The organism is Jiangella aurantiaca (assembly GCF_004349105.1).
Taxonomy (GTDB): Bacteria; Actinomycetota; Actinomycetes; order Jiangellales; family Jiangellaceae; genus Jiangella; species Jiangella aurantiaca.
Window position 1 is genome coordinate 222,895 of sequence record NZ_SMLB01000003.1, and the last position, 16,610, is coordinate 239,504.

Consider the following 16,610-nt stretch of genomic DNA (forward strand, 5'->3'; position numbering starts at 1 on the left):
GAATGGGCCGGCGTCGTGGCGCGGGGGCAACCGGCGCGCCGCTCGCGTAGCCTCTGCTCTCGATGACCACGTCCGCGTCCACCGTCGATGCCGCCGACTCCGAGGTCGGCCGGCTGCGTACCGTCATGCTGCACCGGCCCGGTCCGGAGCTGAAGCGGCTCACCCCGCGCAACAACGACAAGCTGCTGTTCGACGGCATCCCATGGGTGGACCGCGCGCAGGAGGAGCACGACGCGTTCGCCGACACGCTGCGCGACCACGGAGTCGAGGTCCTGTACCTCGCCGAGCTGCTGACGCAGACGCTGGCCGGCGACGCCGCGCGGCACGAATGCATCGAGGCGGCGCTCGCCGATCCCCGGCATGGCGACACCCTGCGCGACGTGGTCCGCAAGCACCTCGGCGGGCTGCATCCCGACGACCTCGCGCTTGTCCTCATGGCGGGCCTGGCGCACGAGGAGCTGCGCGACGGCCGCGGGCTGAGGTACCGGCTGATGGACCCACACGACTTCGTCATCGACCCGTTGCCGAACCTGCTGTTCACCCGCGACTCCAGCGTCCGCATCGGCGACCACGTCGCGGTGACCAGCCTCGCCATGGCGGCCCGGCGCCGCGAGACGAGCCTGACGTCGGCCATCTACCGGCACCACCCGCGCTTCGCCGGCGTACCGCTGGTGTACGGGCCGGAGCTGGAGAACCTCGAGGGCGGCGACGTGCTGCTGCTCGGCCCGGGCGTCGTGGCCGTCGGCACCGGCGAGCGGACCACCCCGGCCGGCGTCGAGCGGCTGGCCCGCAACGTGCTGGCCGCGGGGCTGGCGCACACCGTCCTGGCCGTCCCGATCGCCCAGGACCGCGCGACGATGCACCTCGACACCGTGCTGACGATGGTCGACCACGACGCGATCGTCATGTACCCGAACGTCGCCGACGAGCTGACGGCGGTCGCGCTGCGCTGGGCCGGCGGCGATCTCGCCATCGACGCAGAGCCCGCGCCGTTCGTCGAGGTGGCCGCGGCGGCCATGGGCATCGACGCGCTGCGGATCGTCGAGACCGGCCTCGACCCCGTCACCGCCGAGCGCGAGCAGTGGGACGACGGCAACAACACGCTGGCCATCGCCCCGCGGCTGGCGGTCGCCTACGAACGCAACACCGAGACCAACGCCCGGCTCGAGGACGCCGGCATCGAGGTGCTGCGCATCGCCGGCAGCGAACTGGGCTCCGGGCGGGGCGGGCCGCGGTGCATGTCGTGCCCGCTCCGCCGCGACTCCGCGGCGCCGGCCGGCCGCTGACGCCGTCGTGACCTCGCGTCACGGCACCCGTTTCGACAACGGTACAGACCAGCCGAGACCCGTCCGTAACAGAATGAATCTCAAGAAGTCGCCATTCGGTAGAACTTGTACCGGTGGAAGACGGTAAGCTCCAAACTGGCCCCGGTCGCTCGTGTTCCCCCGTCGTGAGCGGTCGGGGTCTTCTCTGTCCGCGTCGGCGCCGTGGTCAGCGGATGGTGACCTGACGGTTGGCCAGGCCGGCGCGGGCGCGGCGCTGCTGCGACGTCAGCGGCGCCTTCTCGGCCACCGCCTCGGCCAGTCGTTCGCCCAGTGCGGCGGCGGGCTCTTCGACGGCGTCGGCGGGCGTGCCCTCGACCAGATCCCACACCGGGACGAGCAGCCCGGCGGCGCGGAACGTGCCGAGCAGCCGGGTCCCCTCGCCGAGGGTGTCCTGGGCGGCGGCATGCAGCCGGGCCAGCCCGTCCAGCAGTGGCTCCTCGTCGTACGGCAGCACCCAGCGGACCTGGTCGCGGTCGCCGAGGCTGCACCAGTAGGCGGCCTCGACGGACTCGAGCCGGGCCGCCGGAACGACGGCCGAATTGGCCTCCTCGAGCGCTGCACGGGCCTCGGAACCGGAGTCCGACTCGGGATCCAACCAGTAGTCGAATCCGTCGTGAACCGTCACCCGGAATTCCGCTTCAGTGTCGATGAGGTCGTGCAGCCGCGGCGCGCCGGCGGCCCGCGGGCCCGGGTTCACCGTCGTGCCGGGCTCGGCCTCGAGCGCCGTGGCCAGGGTGTGCCCGAGGTCGGCGGCGGGATCGCCGGTGGACGTCATGGTCTGCAGCGCCAGCAGGATCTCGCCGCTCTCGCGCACCAGAGACGGAAACGCGCCCGGCAGCAGCGTGCACACCACGACCGAGCGGTCGTCGCCGGAGGCCAGCCGCAGCGGCGCCGTGGCGGCCGAGACGATCTCGCGCATGGCCACCCAGTCGCACTCGCCCGGCAACCCGGCGAACGGGCGGACGACGTACTGCCGCTCGGCCTCGCGGGCCTGCTTGCCGTGGCAGACCTTGTAGCGCTTTCCCGAGCCGCACGGGCAGGGCTGGCGGGGGCCGACGACGGGAACCTCGGTAGTGGAACTCACGACAGGCGAGGGTAGCCGGTTCCGGCGGCGGGGTGTGAGCCGGACGCCGTCAGGGAGTCAGACGTTGGCGTTCCACGGGCCGACGACGGCGTGCACCGTCACCCGGCCGGGCTCGGACCGCACCCGCCACTCGCGGGCGATGGCGTCGACGATGGACAGGCCACGACCCTGGTCCTCGGTAGATGCGGGCTGGCGCACCCGCGGGCGCTCGGAGCCGCCGCCGTCGCTGACCTCGATGAGGACGTCGTCGCCCAGGACCGCCCACTGGAGCACGACCCCGGTGCGAGTGCCGCTCAGCGGCAGCGGCTGCGCGTGCAGGATGGCGTTGGTGACGAGCTCGGTGACCACGATGAGCGCGTTCTCGATGACCGTGGGCGAGACATTGGTGTTGCGGAGGTCCTCCGCGACGAGGTGGCGGGCGTGGGGGACGTTGCTGACCTCGCCGGTCAGCTCGACGGAGCGTGCGCTGTTGGATCGGGCCTCACGCCTCGTGGCCACGACTCGACCCACCGCTAGATCTCCCTTCACCGGACCCACGCCACCCGCATCCAGTGGTGCCCACTGCACGACTCTGCCAAACCTCTCGACAGTGAACCATTCGCCACGCGATCACGTCCATATCTTGAGATTCGAGTTCGCCGTGTCTTCGGTTTCGCGGCCGAGTGCGCAGGTGACCGGCGGTTCGGCCGCGCACCGTTGATCACCAGCGCGTTTGCCTGATCTTGCGTGGCCGGCGGCGCCCCGAGCCCATGATCGGGATGCCCTCATCGCACGGATATGTCCGACCGTGACGCTTGCTTCCGTGCCGAAGACGCGGATCGCCCGCTAGGTTAGAGCGGGGCGGAGAGGATGACGATGTGGACTCACTCCCGGTCTTCGGGACAACGTGGGGCGGAAGGAGCTCGGGCCGGGAGAGCGTCGGGCGACGCCATGGTCGACGCTACCGGCACCGACGCGCCCGGCCCCGCCGACACGCACGGCGGCGTGTCGTGGTTCGAACCCGGCGTTCCGGTGCCGCCTCCGTCGCCGCACAACGGCGAGGCCGCGGTTGCGGATGCGGACGGGGCGAGTGACACTCTGGTGGGTCCGGCCGATGAGGACACGCCCTCCTCATCGGAGACTGACGTCAGACCTCGCGGCCAGCGACCACAGGCGCCCGACGGCGAGTCAGGGGCCGAGTCGGCAGCGGGAACCGAGGCGAAGCCGGAGTCAGCACTGGAACCTCAGCCAGCCAACACGACGGGGCTCGACGGCGAGGCGCTGCGCGAGAGCCTGTCCATGGTCGAGGACCACCTCGACGCGGTCGGCGCCGACTTCTACGCCCAGCTGTTCACCATCGCCCCGGAGGCGCGCGAGCTGTTCGGCGCTGGGATGGCTGTGCAGCGATCGCGACTCGTCGGCGCCCTCGTCCGCATCGTCGGCAGCGCCGACGACCGCGAGTCCCTCATCCCGTACCTCGAGGCGCTGGGCCGCGACCACCGCAAGTTCGGCGTCATCGACCAGCACTACGCCCCGGTGGGCACGGCGCTCGTGCTGGCCATCCGCAGGGCGCTCGGCGACGCGTGGACGCCGCGGTACGAGAAGGCGTGGATCGAGGCCTACGACAGCATCGCCGCCACCATGGTCGGGGCCGCCCGCCGCGACGCCGTCATCTCGCCGCCGTGGTGGGACGCCGAGGTCGTCTACCACCGGCGCATCCTCGACGACCTCGCGATCATGCAGGTGCGCCCGCACACCGACTACCCGTACCGGCCCGGCCAGTACGCCTACCTGACGACGCCGCGGCGGCCGAAGATCTGGCGGGCCTACTCCATGGCCTCCGCCCCGCGCGACGACGGCCTGTTGGAGTTCCACGTCCGCACCGTCGGCGCCGGCTGGGTCAGCAGCGCGCTGGTCTGGCGCACCGAGCCCGGCGACGTCCTGCACCTCGGCGCGCCGCAGGGTCACGACGTCGCCACGCCGCGCTCGGAGCACGACCTGCTCTGCATCACCGGCGGCACCGGCATCGCGCCGGTGCTGGCCACGCTGCAGGAACTGGAGCAGCGCCAGGACGGCCGCCGGGTGCACGTGTTCTACGCCGGCCGCGACCGCGACCACCTCTACGCGCTGCCGCACCTGGAGTCGATCGGCGTGCGCTATCGGCGGCTGACGGTGGTTCCGGTGGTCTCGCCCGACGGCCCCACCGACCGCAGCCCCGACCTCATGGGCAACATCGTCTCCGCCTACGGCGACTGGCGGAAGCACCGTGTCTACGTCGCCGGCCCCACCGGGATGGTGGCCACCAGCCTCGAGCGGCTGCGCGAGCAGGGCGTGCCCGACGAGCAGATCGTCGTCGACGACTACGGTCTCTGGTGAGGTCTAGCGTTCTCTAGCGCCGTGGCTAGATGGTCGTAGACGACCGAATGGGCCGTCAGACGGTGGCGTGCCTGCGCAGGTAGAGGCCGAAGTGCGGCACGGTGAACGCGATGGTGCCGCGCTCGGCGGAGTACACCAGCCCTTTCTTGATCAGCGAGTCGCGGGCCGGCGACAGCGACGACGGCTTGCGGCCGAGGTAGGTGGCGACATCGGACGTGGGGACGACGCCGTGGGTGTCGTCGGAGAGCGCCGCCATGGCGCGCAGGTACTCCCGCTCGGCTGGGGTGGCCCGCTCGTACCGCGAGCCGAAGAAGCCGACGGCCAACTCGGCCTGGGCCTCTGGCGCGGCCATTCGGACGTCGTCGGGGCCGATCGGGTCGGTGGGCGCGTTGTCCCACGTGACCTTGCCGTAGGCCTGGACGAAATACGGGTAGCCCTCGGTCGCCTCGTAGAGCGCGTCGAGCGCCGCCGGCTCGTACGTCACGCCCTCATCATCGGCCGGCGCCACCAGCGCGCGGTCGGCCGCCGCGCGGTCCAGCCGGTCGATGCGCACGTACCGGAACAACCGCTCGGAGTACGACTTCGACGCCGACAGGACGGCGGGCAGGTGCGGTAGCCCCGCCCCGACGACGACCAGCGGCAGCCCCTGCTGCGACAGCTCGTGACAGGCGGCGCACAGGGCGGACACGTCGGCGGGCGGGATGTCCTGCATCTCGTCGACGAACAGCGCGATGCCGACCCCGACGTCCCGTGCGACGCCGGCCGCGTCGACGAGCAGCTCGACGAGGTCGACCTCGATGTCGCCGGTGTCGGCCCGCCCGGCCGCCGCGGGCACGTCGATGCCCGGCTGCCAGCGGTCGCGCAGCTTGGCGTCGTCGCCCGCCGAGCGCAGCGCGAACGCCTTGAGCACGCCGAGGAAGCCGTCGACGCGGTCGGGGTCGCGGTGCCGCGGCGTGAGCTCGCGGACCGCCATGTGCAGCGCGCTGGCCAGCGGGCGGCGCAGCGACTGGTCCGGCCGGGCCTCGATCTTCCCGGTGCCCCACATCCGCCCGATCGCCTGCGACCGCAGCGCGTTCAGCAGCACCGTCTTGCCGACGCCGCGCAGCCCGGTGAGGACGAGCGAGCGCTCCGGCCGCCCGCGCGCGATCCGCTCCAGCACGACGTCGAACTGCTGCAGCTCGCGGTCGCGGCCGGCCAGCTCGGGCGGGCGCTGACCGGCGCCGGGGGCGTAGGGATTGCGCACCGGGTCCATGATCGGACTCTATGGTGTCGTCTAGCGAGAGCCGTAGATTTCGCTAGACGACACCATAGGCGTGTCGCGGTTGCTCGGGTCGCCCCGGCTCAGACGGGTTCGCGGAACGGGTCGTGCTCGGCGATCAGCTTGTCGACCCTGGCCTGGTCCAGGCGCTTCACCAGCGCGGCGCCCGGTGCGTCTTGAGCGCCGGCGCTCAATCGGCCTGGGTACGCGTACTCAGACGGTGCCCGCGCCGTGCTGGGTGACCCGGATGTGATTGCCGAACGGGTCGCGCAACGTGCAGTCGATGCCGTAGGGCTGCTCTGTCGGCTCCTGGGTGAACTCCACCCCCTTGCCGGACAGCTCCTCGAAGGCCTTGCGGCAGTCGTCGGTGGTGAGGACGCACGCCACGCCGAGCGCTCCCTTGGTCAGCAGATCGCGGACCTGGCCGGCGACCTCCTCGCTGAGCGCAGGCGGCCCGGGCACCTCGAGGAGGAGATGCCGTTCGGGATCGCTGGGCAGGGCGATGGTCAGCCAGCGCATGAATCCCATGTCGACGTCATTGGTGACCTCGAAGCCGAGCTTGCCCACGTAGAAGGCCAGGGCCTCGTCCTGGTCCACGACGGGGACCGTGGTGATGCTGATCGCGTTGAACATGGGAGAACGCTAGAGGTCGGTCGCCGCGGTCGCTTCTCCGAAACTGCTCGATCCCGCAGCCGCACCGGCACGTGCCGAAGGCCGGGTCCAGGCGCGCACGAAGCAGCCGGGCGCCGGCAGCGGCCGGCTTTGTGCGCGGTACGTCGACGGCGACTCCCCCACCACCGACTTGAAGGTCCTGCTGAAGGTCCCGGTGCTGGCGAACCCGACCGCAAGACCGACCTCGGTGACGCTCACCGCGGAATCGCGCAGCAAGGCCATCGCCCGCTCGACGCGCCGGCGTTGGAGGTAACGATGCGGCGGCTCGCCGAAGGTGGCCTTGAACTCCCGGATGAAGTGTGCCGGCGACATCAGCGCGACTCGCGCCAGCGCGGCAACGTCCAGTGACTCCGCGAAGTGCCGATCGATCGCGTCTCGGGCCCGGAGCAGCCGGCGGTTGGCGTCCTCGGTCGCGCTCAGCCTCACCCGCCAAGAATAAGAACTCGCGCGGAATGGGCGAGGCAGGCGTCGGCCCAAAGGCGTTGCACGGTTGCCTGCTGTGACAAGCGCGCTGGAGGTCGTGCGGCCCCGCCCTTTCGTTGATCTTGGAGTTGTTCGGCCATCTATCGGACATATCGCCCCGCAATGGCCGAACAACTCCAAGATCAACGGGGGAGAGACTGTTTGGTGGTTGGCGCTGGGGGCGATGCGCGCCGGCCTGTCCCGCCGGAGAACGCCGCACTCGGGCTGGCCGCCGCCGACGACCCGGTGGCCGCCTGGCGGCACATCCGCGACGCCATGCAGGAACTGCTCGACCACCGCGAGCGCGCGAACACCCCGTACGAGGGCGGTCGCCGTGACGGCCGACCAGTTCCTCGGCTTCGACCTCGTCGTGCACGGCTGGGACATCGCCCGCGGCGCCGGCCTCGACGACACCATCCCTGCCGGGGACGTCGGCGAACTGCTGCCGATGGTGCGCCAGCTGGGCGACAACCTGTGCCGGCCCGGCGTCTGCGGCCCGGAGGTGCGCGTTCCCGACGACGCTGACGACCAGACCAAGCTGCTCGGCCTGCTCGGCCGCCGCCGCTGACCACGCACGGCCAGCGTCTCCTCCGTGGCTGCCGGGGGACAATAGGGACGTGATCTCCGTCGAGCTGGCCCGGAAGCTGCGTGAGGCGGGGCTGCGCTGGGAACCCCGTCCCGGCGACAGCTTCGTCATCGCCGACCGCGGCATGGACGACGAGATCTTCGTCGTCAGCCACATGGTCGTCGACGTGCACGAGTTCCCGTCCGGCGAGCGCGTGATCGGCTTCAACGGCACCGTCGAGTGGGCGCTGGACAGCGTCGAACAGGAGGCCGCGCTCTGGCTGCCCGCCGAGTCGCGCCTGCGCGAGCTGCTCGGCGGCGCGTTCGTGCGGCTGGAGCGGATCGACGACGGCTACCGTGTGACGCTCGATGTCGCCGGCCGCCCGGTCGAGGTCGACGACGATCGGGCCGACGAGGCGTACGGCAAGGCGCTGCTGTACCTCGCCACCGGCGACTGACCCCGCGTCCGGCGGTTGCCGAGGATTGGTCTGGACCAGTAGGGTCTCGCGCAACGAAACGGGGGGTCTCGTAGCGCCGACTCCGGGGAGACACGATCCGTGGACGTTCTCGAGTTCATCGCCACCAACCTGTTCAACGAGGTCTCGATCCTCATCGGCCTCATCACCGCCGTCGGCCTGCTGTTGCAGCGCAAGCCGGTCGAGGACGTCGTCGGCGGCGCGATCCGGGCGACGATCGGCATCATCATCCTGTTCATCGGCGTCGACGTGTTCGTCGGCGGGCTGGCGTCGTTCCAGGCGATCGTCTCCAGCGCGGTCGGCCTGGACCCGCCGTCGTCGAGCAACACGCTGGACGAGTTCCTCGGCACCCACGGCAGCGACGTCGCGCTGGTCATCACGCTCGGCTTCGTGGTGCACCTGGTGCTGGTCCGTGTCCTGAGGACGCGCTACGTCTACCTGACCGGCCACCTGCTGTTCTGGATGGCCGTCGTCATCACCGCGTCGCTGGTGCAGGTCTTCGGCGAGCTGGACCGCTGGCAGCTGGTGCTGGTCGGGTCGGTCGTGGCCGGCTGCTACTGGACCGTCCAGCCGCTGTTCATCGCGCCGATGATGCGACGGGTCATCTCCTCCGACGACTGGGGCTACGGGCACACCAGCTCGTCGGTGGCCTGGCTGAGCGGGAAGCTCGCGCCCCTGGTGGGCGACCCGCAGAGACACGACGTCGAGCGGGTGCGGCTGCCGAAGCGGCTGTCGTTCTTCAAGGACATCACCGTGTCGACGGCGGTCGTCATCGGGCTGATCATGCTGGTCGGGCTGGCGTTCGCCGACTCCGGCGTGGTCGACGCCCAGGCCGACGCGTACGACCCCGAGATCAACCCGTGGGTGTGGGGCGTCATCGCGGCGCTGCGGTTCGCCGCCGGCATCGCGATCCTGCTCTACGGCGTGCGGATGTTCCTGGCCGAGATCGTGCCGGCGTTCACCGGCATCAGCGAGAAGGCGATCCCGGGCTCGCGGCCGGCGCTGGACGCGCCGACGATCTTCCCGGTGGCGCCGACCGCGGTCATGGTCGGCTTCGTCTCGACGACGGCGACGTTCCTCGTGCTGATGGGCGTCTTCGCGGCGGCCGGCTGGTTCGTCCTGGTGCCACCGATGATCATGCTGTTCTTCGTCGGTGCGGGCGCGGCGGTGTTCGGCAACGCGTTCGGCGGCTGGCGCGGCGCCGTGCTGGCCGGGATCGTCACCGGCGTCTCACTGGCGTTCGGGCAGTGGCTGGGCTGGAACCTGCTGTCCGACACCGCGCCGGAGCTGGCCACCCTGGCCGACCCGGACTGGTACCTGATGATTCTGCTGCTGCTCGGCCTGGGCGAGCTGTTCTCCGGGTTCGGCGACAACGGCGTGCTGCTGGCCGGTCTCGTCGTGGTGGCGGTCTTCGGGGTGTGGACGTGGTTCCTCAAGCGTCTGCAGCGCCGCGAGGACGCTGCCCTGGCAGAGTCGGAGGAGCAGTCCGAAGCGTCGAGAGAACGGTGAGTCACCGATGTCGCCAGCACCGAGCCGCCCGCTGACCGTCCTGACCGTCTGCGGCGTCGGCATGGGCAGCAGCCTGATCCTCAAGATGAACGCCGAGAAGGCGCTGAAGTCGCTCGGGGTCGAGGCGAAGGTCGAGCACACCGACGTGTCGTCGGCGCGCGGCATGAAGGCCGACGTCGCGATCGCGCAGGGCCTGCACGCCGACGACCTCGCCTCGGTCGCCCCGGTGGTGCTCGCCATCAGCAACTTCATGGACGTCGACGGCCTGCGCCGGCAGCTGGACGAGGCGCTGCGGGCGCAGGGCTGGCTGTCGTGACGGAGTCCGCCGCGGGCCCGGTGGTCGACGCCGTCGTCGGCGTGCGGGCCGCCGACTGGCGCGGCGCGGTGCACGCGGCGTGCGCGCCGCTGGTGAGCGCCGGCGCACTCGAGCCGCGCTATCCGGAGCGCTGCATCGCGATCGCGGAGGAGCACGGACCGTACATGGTGCTGGCGCCCGGCATCGCGCTGGCGCACGCCCGCCCGGACGACGGCGTGCTTCGGCTGTGCCTGTCGGCGGCCGTGCTGGCGACGCCGGTCGAGTTCGGCCATGACCAGAACGACCCCGTCGACGTCGTGCTGGCCTTCGGCTCTCCGGACGACGGCGCGCACCTGGCGCTGCTGCAGAACCTGGCCGAGCACCTGCTCACCGGCCTCGCCGACCAGCTCCGGCTGGCGCCGGACCGCGGCACCGCGGTGCGCGCGCTGTCCGCCGTCGGGTAGCCGCCGGCCCAGTGATGTCACTCATTTCCGGGCCAGCGGCGGCGGGGCTCACTCTTCGATGGCACCGCCGATGGCCCGGAGGTGGGCGCGGAACGTGAGGTCAGGCTCCGTGCGGCGTCGGGCGAGGTAGTCGGCGAACCGCAGCTGGTCGCGCAGCGTCGTGCCGCCGCGGACGAGTTCGGCCTGCTGCCGCTCGGCGTCGCGGATCGCCGCCGCCAGCGCCGTCAGCTCCTCGGCACGGTCGAACGGCACCACGACCACGCCGTCGTCATCGGCGAGGACGGCGTCGTCGAGGCTGACCTCGAAGCCGGCCACCGCGGCCCGCGTCAGCCCGCCGTCGGCCGGACGCGGGTCCAGCCGCTGCGGCCCGGTGGGCAGCGCGCCCAGGCTGAACACCGGTAACCCGATCGCCCGGACGTCCGCGGTGTCGCGGTGCAGTCCCCAGACGACGACGCCGGACAGCCCGGCGGCGCGGGCCTCGAGCACCGCGAGGTCGCCGACGCACGCCTCGTCGCGCCGGCCGCCGTTGTCGATCACCAGCACGTCGCCCGGGCCGGCCGACTCGTATGCCTCGAGGAACACGTCGACGCTGCCGACGTGCACGCATGGCAGCGCCCGGCCGGCGGCCCGCCAGCCGGGCATGACGGGAGGCAGCGGCGCGCACCGCACCGGCACCCCGGCCCGCAGGCAGGCGTCGGCGAGGTGGGCGGTCGTCAGGTTCTCGAACATCCTCGGACTCTAGTCAGAGGCGCTCACTCCTGAACAGGCAGCCAGACCCGCATCGTCGACGGCCCGCGCGCGGCCCACGAGTGGTAGGGCACCAGCCGGATCCGGGCCGGCGTCGTGGCAGCGTCGGTGCCGGCATCCGCGGCGTACGGCCAGCTGCCGTCGTCGACAGAGGCCAGCGCCCCGACGGCGAGGACCGAGCCGTCGCCGTCGGGGGAGAGTGGGGCCGCCGGGTCCACCCGGACGGCATCGACGTCGCGGCCGGCGGGCAAGTCGGCCGACTCCGCGCACAGCACCAGCGGGCCGCGCTCGGCGGCGACGGTGCCGCGAAGCGCGTCGATGCGGGGGTCGGGGCGTACCCAGTGCGGCTCCAGGGGTAGCTCCAGCCGCACCTCGTCGCCGATCGCGAATGCGGCGGTCACGGACGCGACGCCCGGGCCGACCGGACGGCGGGTGCCGTCCGGCTCGATCAGCGCCGCGCCGTCGGCGGCCCACGCGGGCACCCGCACGGACAGCGTCCACGGTGCCGGCGACGTCTCGGTGACCCGCAGGACGACGGCGCCGTCGTCGGGGTAGCCGGTGCGCATCTCGAACCCCACCCGCCGGCCTTCTCCGAGCCGCGTCGACACCTCGGCGTCGGCGTACTGGTGCACCTGCAGGCCGTCGTCGTCGGCCGTGACGAGGTAGGTGGACAGGCTGGCGAACGTGCGGGCCAGGTTGTTCGGGCAGCAGGACACGTCGAACCACGGCGCCCGGACGCTCGACTCCGCCCGCGGGTGGTGCCGGTCGGTCGCCGGCAGCGGGCCGACGTGGCGGCGGTGCAGTGTGTTGACGTAGAAGAACGAGCGGCCGTCGTCGGCGGGCGAGGTCGCGACCACGTTGTAGAGCGTCCGCTCGGTCAGGTCCGCGTACCGCACGTCGCCGGTCGCCAGCAGCAGCCGCCAGCTCAGCTGCACCGACGCCACCGCGGCGCAGGTCTCGGAGTACGCGCGGTCCGGCGGCAGGAAGAAGTCCTCGCCGAACGCCTCGTCCATGTGCCGCGAGCCCATGCCGCCGGTGACGTACGTGCGCCGGGCGACGGTCGCCTCCCACTGCCGCTCGATCGCCGCCAGCAACTCGTCGTCGCCGGTCTCGACCGCGACGTCGACGGCTCCCGAGGCGAGGTAGAGCGCGCGGACGGCGTGCCCGTGGAACGCGTCGGCGTCGCGGATCGGGACGTCGTCCTGGAAGTACGCCCGGCCGAACTCGATGTCGGCGAGCGTGCCGTGGCCGCGGCGGTCGACGAACAGCTTGGCCTGGTGGAGGTAGCGCCGTTCGCCGGTGGCCCGGTACAGCTCGACCAGCGCCATCTCGATGACGGGGTGCCCGCAGAAACCCTGATTGCCGTCCGGCCCGAAGGTGTCGCAGACGTGGTCGGCCGCCCGGACCGCGACCTCGACCAGCGGGCTGTCGAAGCCGGTGCGCAGCAGCGCGACGCCGGCCTGGATGAGGTGGCCGTAGCAGTACAGCTCGTGGCCCCACTCGAGGTCGGAGTAGCGATCGCCCTGACCGGGGTGGCCGAACGCGGTGTTGAGGTAGCCGTCGGGCTCCTGCGCCCGCTCGATCACCTTGGACAGCTCGGCGATCGACGCCGCGGCGAACGTGTCGCCGGTGCGGGCGACCTCCCAGGCCATCCCTTCGATGAGCTTGTAGACGTCGGAGTCGGAGAACTCGCGGCCGCGGCGGTCCCGGCCCACCCGGCCCTCCACGACGGCGGCGAAGTTGTCGATCCAGCCGACCCGGCGCTCCCAGCTCAGGTTGTGCTCCAGCGTGGCCGCAGCATTGACGGACTGCCGGTGGCCCCAGAAGCCCCCGGTGATCCGCACCTCGCGCAGTCCGAGCGGGCGCAGCCGGCCGGTGCTCGGCGCCACGGGCCGGCCGCCGGTGTCGTCGCGGGCTCCGGCATCGGCGGTCAGGTCGGCGGGCACGATGCATTCACCTCCAGGAGGGGTCGATGGGACGGCAGGACGGTGAGAGTGGCCGCGTCGCGACTCTCATCCCTTCAGTGCTCCGGACATGAAGCCGCGCACGTAGTGCCGTTGCAGGAGGACGAAGAGGAGCAGGCAGGGCAGCGCCATGATCACGACGCCAGCCTGGGTGGCGCCGAAGTCGACGGCGCCCATGGTCTGCTGCCGCAGCGTGGCGATGGCCAGTGACAGCGGGTACCGCGAGCTGTCGTTGATCATGAACAGCGGCGCGATGAAGTCGTTCCACGCGTGCAGGAACGCGAACAGCCCGACGGTGATCATGCCCGGCCACACCGCGAACACCAGCACCCGGCGCAGCACTCCGAACGTGCCGCAGCCGTCCACCAGCGCGGACTCCTCGATCTCGCGCGGGACCGCCTCGAACGAGATGCGCATCATGAACATCGAGAACGGCAGCTGGTACAGCGTCAGCACCAGCGCCAGGCCGAACAGCGAGTTGCGCATCCCCAGCTCACCCAGCAGCACCCACAGCGGCACCAGCAGGGTCGCGTACGGGACCATGAGGATCGCGATGATCAGCAGGAACAGCGCGTCGCGGCCGGGGAACCGGAACCGGGCGAACGCGTAACCGCCCAGCAGCGACAGCCCCAGGGTGAACACCACGGTGAGGATCGAGACGTACGCGCTGTTCCACAGGTAGGTGGGCAGCCCCGCGTCGTACTCCGTGAGTGTGCGGTAGTTGTTGAAGCCGTAGCCCTCCTGCTGGGCGGTGGCGCCGTGCGGCGACACCGAGGCGACGGCGGTCCAGATCAGCGGAACCAGGAACATGATCGCCAGCCCGCCGCCGAACACCCAGAACGAGGTGCGGCCGATGACCTGCTGCAGTCTCATCCGTCGCCCCTCACTCGTCCGCGCCGCGGCGCAGGTAGCGGAACTGGGCGATGTTGATGATCAGGAGGACGAGCAGCACGACCACGGACAGCGCGGCTGCCGAGCCGAGGTCGAACCGGCGGAACGCCTCCCGGTAGATCATCATCACCACGGTGGTGGTGGAGTTGTCCGGACCGCCGTTGGTCAGGATGAAGAACTGGTCGAACGCCAGCAGCGACCCGGTGATCGAGATGATCAGGCACAGGGCGATCGACGGGCGCAGCAGCGGCAGCGTGATGCGGAAGAACGACTGAACCTTGCTGGCGCCGTCGACCCGGGCGGCCTCGTAGACCTCGTTCGGGATCGACTGCAGCCCGACCATGAGGATCAGCATGAAGAACCCGGCGAACTTCCAGACCACCAGCACGATCGACGAGAACAGCGCCATGTTCGGCGTTCCGATCCAGCGGATCGGCTCGTCGGTGATGCCCAGCCACTCCAGCAGCGGGTCGATCGGGCCGATCTGCGGGCTGTAGAACCCCCAGAACAGCAGCGACGCCGACGCCAGGCCGAGCGAGACCGGCAGGAAGTACGCGGTGCGCAGGAACCCGACGCCGCGGCGGCGCTCCTGCACCAGCAGTGCCATCCCCATCGCGAGGACCAGCAGCACCACCACGACGATGAGGGTGTACTTCAGCGTGAACCCCACCGCGGGCCAGAACAGCCGGTCGTCGGCGATGCCGGCGTAGTTGTCCGGCAGGTTGATGCCCCGGCTCCCCTGGAGCAGCGGCCACTCGCTGGCCGACATCTGGCCCACCAGCAGCAGTGGGACCACGAACAGCAGCAGCACGAAGACAGCGGCGGGCGCGGCGTACATCGCTCCCTTGAACGTCCTGGTGCGCCACCACGCCCGGGAGCTCGGGGTCGGGTGCGCCGGCGGGGCTGCGGACTCCCGCAGGACTGGGCTGGCCAAGCGATGGGTCCTTCCTCTTGCTGGGGCGGCGGGACGGGGACCGGTGGGGCCGCGGAGGGAGCGGCCCCACCGGGAGCCGGTCAGCTCTGCAGTGACGCGTCGACCGCCTCGTTGTCCTGTTCCAGCGTCGTGCCGTCGCCGAACACGTAGTTGCGCACCAGCGGCAGCCACGGGCCCTGCGGGTCGTTGAACGTCTCGCCGAACCGCAGCGAGTACGGCGTGCGCCCGACCCCGGCGACCTCGTTGATGGTCACCAGCCGCGGGTCCTGGTCGGAGTACTCGTTCGACGCGAGGTCGGTGCGGGCGACGACGTCGCGGTTCTGCGCCACGACCTCGACCTGTGCCTCGTCGCCTAGGGTCCAGGCGATGAAGTTCCACGCCGCGTCCGGGATCTCGCTGTTGCTGGAGATGCCGACCGCGTCACCGCCGACGAACGTCGACTCGCCGCCGTCGACACCCGGGATCGGCGCCACGCCGGTCTCGAACGTGTCGGGCATGAGGCCGAGCGTCGTGGACGGCATCGGCATGATGCCGATGTTGCCCTCGGGGAACACACCGGTCCACGTCGGGCCGGCCTCGTCCTGAGTGCCCGGCGCGACGATGTCGTCCTCGACGAGGCCCTTCCAGACGTCGTAGACGGCCTGAGCCTCGGGCTCGGCGAGGAAGGACTCCGTGCCGTCCTCGTTCATGACGTCGGCGCCGGCGGCCCAGATGCTCGGCCACCAGGTGAACACGTAGCAGCCGCCGCAGTTGCCGCCGAAGAACGTCCCGCTGACGTCGCCGCCGAGGGCGTCGATGGCGCGGGCGTGCTCGGCGAACTCCTGAAGCGTGGTGGGTGGCGCCTCGGGGTCGAGGCCGGCCTGCTCGTAGAGGCTCTTGTTGTAGAACAGCACGGACAGGTCCATGGTGTGCGGCACGACGTGCTTGGCGTCGTCGAGCGTGCCGACCTCGATGTGCGACTGCGCGAGGTCGTCGGCGAACGGCAGCGCGTCGATGCGGTCGGTGATGTCGAGGTACGCGCCGGCGGTGGTGAACTGCGGCACGAACACCACGTCGAGGCTGAGCACGTCGGGCAGCTCGCCCGCGCCCGCGGCCGTGCCGACGCGTGGCAGGTAGTCGTCGGTCGGGATGACCGTCAGCTCGACTTGGTTCTCGTGGCTGGCGTTGTAGGCGTCGACGAGCCGCTGGGACTGCGGTTCGGTGGCCGCCCGCGTCCACATGGTGATGGTGCTGCCGTCGTCGACCCCCTCGGCCAGCGCCTCCGGCGAGGAGCCGCCGTCGTCGTCGCCGCCCGTGGTGCCGGTGTCGTCGTCACCGCCGCAGGCGCTCATCACGAGCGCCAGCACAGCAGCGGTCACGGCCGTCGTCGCCCGTGTCCTGGTACTACGTCGCATCGTCCGTCTCCCCGGTGGGACCGAATCTGATGGGTATGCCTCCGTGGCCGGCACCGGGACGACGGGCGGGAGTCGAGCTGCGCCAGCCGCGTCAGAACGAAAGTGCCGAAAAGGCTTTCTGCGAACCGTAGGAGGTTGGCGGAGTCGCGTCAACCCTCTCTGGCGTGCGAGTTCGCTGGACCGAAACGTCAAGTGTCCGGTCACGTGCGCGGATCT

At 71.3% G+C, this 16,610-nt stretch carries 17 protein-coding genes; 7 read left to right on the forward strand and 10 right to left on the reverse strand.

Annotated features, from left to right (window positions below):
• The first annotated feature begins 62 nt into the window (after nucleotides 1–62).
• The gene (locus E1262_RS03530) at nucleotides 63–1,286 is read left to right on the forward strand and encodes an arginine deiminase (RefSeq protein WP_132101649.1); all 1,224 of its coding nucleotides are present in this window, start codon (nucleotides 63–65) and stop codon (nucleotides 1,284–1,286) included.
• A 205-nt stretch (nucleotides 1,287–1,491) separates the two neighbouring features.
• On the opposite strand, the gene E1262_RS03535 is transcribed toward E1262_RS03530, so the two are convergent.
• Nucleotides 1,492–2,409, reverse strand: a complete 918-nt coding sequence (locus E1262_RS03535; RefSeq protein WP_132101650.1) for a DUF5926 family protein — start codon at nucleotides 2,407–2,409, stop codon at nucleotides 1,492–1,494.
• Nucleotides 2,410–2,466: 57 nt separating this feature from the next.
• Nucleotides 2,467–2,907, reverse strand: a complete 441-nt coding sequence (locus tag E1262_RS03540) for an ATP-binding protein (RefSeq protein WP_162605754.1) — start codon at nucleotides 2,905–2,907, stop codon at nucleotides 2,467–2,469.
• A 432-nt stretch (nucleotides 2,908–3,339) separates the two neighbouring features.
• On the opposite strand from E1262_RS03540, the gene E1262_RS03545 reads away from it, so the two are divergent.
• Nucleotides 3,340–4,764 carry a globin domain-containing protein gene (locus E1262_RS03545; RefSeq protein WP_162605755.1) on the forward strand — a complete coding sequence of 475 codons (1,425 nt, stop codon included), beginning with the start codon at nucleotides 3,340–3,342 and terminating at the stop codon, nucleotides 4,762–4,764.
• Nucleotides 4,765–4,819: 55 nt separating this feature from the next.
• Here E1262_RS03545 and E1262_RS03550 read toward each other — a convergent pair whose 3' ends face one another.
• The 3 genes from E1262_RS03550 to E1262_RS30750 form a co-directional block, all read right to left on the reverse strand.
• Nucleotides 4,820–6,016 (reverse strand): AAA family ATPase, encoded by a 1,197-nt coding sequence (locus tag E1262_RS03550; RefSeq protein WP_132101653.1) that lies wholly within the window; start codon nucleotides 6,014–6,016, stop codon nucleotides 4,820–4,822.
• Nucleotides 6,017–6,235: 219 nt separating this feature from the next.
• On the reverse strand, nucleotides 6,236–6,655 hold the full coding sequence (locus E1262_RS03555; RefSeq protein ID WP_132101654.1) for a VOC family protein: 420 nt from the start codon (nucleotides 6,653–6,655) through the stop codon (nucleotides 6,236–6,238).
• Between the two features lie 9 nt (nucleotides 6,656–6,664).
• A complete protein-coding gene (locus tag E1262_RS30750; protein WP_203453500.1) occupies nucleotides 6,665–7,120 on the reverse strand; it encodes a helix-turn-helix domain-containing protein in 456 nt (151 codons plus the stop codon).
• Between the two features lie 370 nt (nucleotides 7,121–7,490).
• On the opposite strand from E1262_RS30750, the gene E1262_RS03565 reads away from it, so the two are divergent.
• The 5 genes from E1262_RS03565 to E1262_RS03585 all read left to right on the forward strand — a co-directional run bounded on the left by E1262_RS03565 (nucleotide 7,491) and on the right by E1262_RS03585 (nucleotide 10,464).
• Nucleotides 7,491–7,724, forward strand: coding sequence for a DinB family protein (locus E1262_RS03565; protein ID WP_132101656.1), 234 nt, complete (start codon nucleotides 7,491–7,493; stop codon nucleotides 7,722–7,724).
• A gap of 49 nt (nucleotides 7,725–7,773) precedes the next feature.
• The gene (locus E1262_RS03570) at nucleotides 7,774–8,178 is read left to right on the forward strand and encodes a pilus assembly protein CpaE (protein WP_132101657.1); all 405 of its coding nucleotides are present in this window, start codon (nucleotides 7,774–7,776) and stop codon (nucleotides 8,176–8,178) included.
• A 99-nt stretch (nucleotides 8,179–8,277) separates the two neighbouring features.
• On the forward strand, nucleotides 8,278–9,705 hold the full coding sequence (locus E1262_RS03575; RefSeq protein ID WP_132101658.1) for a PTS ascorbate transporter subunit IIC: 1,428 nt from the start codon (nucleotides 8,278–8,280) through the stop codon (nucleotides 9,703–9,705).
• Nucleotides 9,706–9,712: 7 nt separating this feature from the next.
• Entirely contained in the window at nucleotides 9,713–10,021 is a 309-nt protein-coding gene (locus E1262_RS03580; protein ID WP_132101659.1) for a PTS sugar transporter subunit IIB, read from the forward strand.
• Nucleotides 10,018–10,464 carry a PTS sugar transporter subunit IIA gene (locus E1262_RS03585; protein WP_132101660.1) on the forward strand — a complete coding sequence of 149 codons (447 nt, stop codon included), beginning with the start codon at nucleotides 10,018–10,020 and terminating at the stop codon, nucleotides 10,462–10,464. Before E1262_RS03580 ends, E1262_RS03585 begins: the two co-directional genes overlap by 4 nt.
• A gap of 48 nt (nucleotides 10,465–10,512) precedes the next feature.
• Here E1262_RS03585 and E1262_RS03590 read toward each other — a convergent pair whose 3' ends face one another.
• The 5 genes from E1262_RS03590 to E1262_RS03610 form a co-directional block, all read right to left on the reverse strand.
• Nucleotides 10,513–11,193, reverse strand: coding sequence for an RraA family protein (locus E1262_RS03590; protein ID WP_132101661.1), 681 nt, complete (start codon nucleotides 11,191–11,193; stop codon nucleotides 10,513–10,515).
• A gap of 23 nt (nucleotides 11,194–11,216) precedes the next feature.
• On the reverse strand, nucleotides 11,217–13,157 hold the full coding sequence (locus tag E1262_RS03595) for a glycoside hydrolase family 127 protein (protein ID WP_203453501.1): 1,941 nt from the start codon (nucleotides 13,155–13,157) through the stop codon (nucleotides 11,217–11,219).
• Between the two features lie 66 nt (nucleotides 13,158–13,223).
• A complete protein-coding gene (locus E1262_RS03600; protein ID WP_132101662.1) occupies nucleotides 13,224–14,048 on the reverse strand; it encodes a carbohydrate ABC transporter permease in 825 nt (274 codons plus the stop codon).
• A 10-nt stretch (nucleotides 14,049–14,058) separates the two neighbouring features.
• Complete coding sequence (locus tag E1262_RS03605) at nucleotides 14,059–15,000, reverse strand: carbohydrate ABC transporter permease (RefSeq protein ID WP_203453502.1); 942 nt, start codon at nucleotides 14,998–15,000, stop codon at nucleotides 14,059–14,061.
• An 80-nt stretch (nucleotides 15,001–15,080) separates the two neighbouring features.
• Nucleotides 15,081–16,394, reverse strand: coding sequence for an ABC transporter substrate-binding protein (locus E1262_RS03610; protein WP_132101663.1), 1,314 nt, complete (start codon nucleotides 16,392–16,394; stop codon nucleotides 15,081–15,083).
• Nucleotides 16,395–16,610: the final 216 nt, after the last annotated feature.

Excerpts from the sequence above, each read along its gene's own strand:
- E1262_RS03555 (WP_132101654.1), bottom strand. The coding sequence starts at position 6,655 with ATGTTCAACGCGATCAGCATCACCACGGTCCCCGTCGTGGACCAGGAC.
- E1262_RS03550 (WP_132101653.1), bottom strand. The coding sequence starts at position 6,016 with ATGGACCCGGTGCGCAATCCCTACGCCCCCGGCGCCGGTCAGCGCCCG.
- E1262_RS03530 (WP_132101649.1), top strand. The coding sequence starts at position 63 with ATGACCACGTCCGCGTCCACCGTCGATGCCGCCGACTCCGAGGTCGGC.
- E1262_RS03590 (WP_132101661.1), bottom strand. The coding sequence starts at position 11,193 with ATGTTCGAGAACCTGACGACCGCCCACCTCGCCGACGCCTGCCTGCGG.
- E1262_RS03580 (WP_132101659.1), top strand. The coding sequence starts at position 9,713 with ATGTCGCCAGCACCGAGCCGCCCGCTGACCGTCCTGACCGTCTGCGGC.
- E1262_RS03600 (WP_132101662.1), bottom strand. The coding sequence starts at position 14,048 with ATGAGACTGCAGCAGGTCATCGGCCGCACCTCGTTCTGGGTGTTCGGC.
- E1262_RS03545 (WP_162605755.1), top strand. The coding sequence starts at position 3,340 with ATGGTCGACGCTACCGGCACCGACGCGCCCGGCCCCGCCGACACGCAC.
- E1262_RS03610 (WP_132101663.1), bottom strand. The coding sequence starts at position 16,394 with ATGCGACGTAGTACCAGGACACGGGCGACGACGGCCGTGACCGCTGCT.